The organism is Vibrio sp. 1401 (genome assembly GCF_033340295.1).
The window spans coordinates 1-600 of sequence record NZ_JAWOWF010000565.1 but is presented as its reverse complement, the minus strand read 5'-3'; the positions used below and the strand labels follow the sequence as shown (position 1 = coordinate 600).

The 600-nt window shown below is 47.7% G+C and carries 2 pseudogenes; both read left to right on the top strand.

Annotated elements, in window-relative coordinates:
* Positions 1–68 precede the first annotated feature (68 nt).
* Positions 69–269 (top strand): annotated as a pseudogene (locus R7Z77_RS28985) (ABC transporter ATP-binding protein); the annotation flags it as partial.
* Positions 270–600 (top strand): annotated as a pseudogene (locus R7Z77_RS28980) (ribose ABC transporter ATP-binding protein RbsA); the annotation flags it as partial. It abuts the pseudogene before it with no gap.

The window sequence follows — 600 nt, the reverse complement described above, 5'->3', positions numbered from 1 at the left end:
TCCAAGGTAAGGACATCTTACGTTTGTCCGATAAGGAGCTAAGCGCGCTGCGTTGGAGCGAAATCGCCATGGTATTCCAAAGTGCCATGAACTCGCTTAATCCGGTACTGACCATTCAAGAGCAGTTTGCAGACGTCCTACGTCATCATCAAGGACTCAGCAACGAGCAAGCCAAAGATCGCGCCGAAAAACTGCTCGATTTGGTGAACATCCCTCGAGATCGACTGGGTGAATATCCGCACCAGTTCTCTGGGGGAATGCGCCAAAGGCTGGTTATTGCCATCGCGCTGTCTTTAAACCCTAAGCTCATCATTATGGATGAACCAACCGATGCGCTTACTGATACAGAAACCGAATCTCTGTTCAAAGTGATTAATGAGCTTGGTGAGCAAGGCTGCGGCATTGTATATATCTCACACCGCCTGAAAGAAATCTTTGAAATCTGTGACCACATTACCGTGCTTCGTGACGGTAAATTTATCGGTGAATGCCGAGTAGCAGACACGGATGAAGACGGCTTAATCGAAATGATGGTTGGCCGTAAATTAGAAGAGCAATACCCACGTATTGATGTAAAGCACGGCGAGACATGCCTTGAAG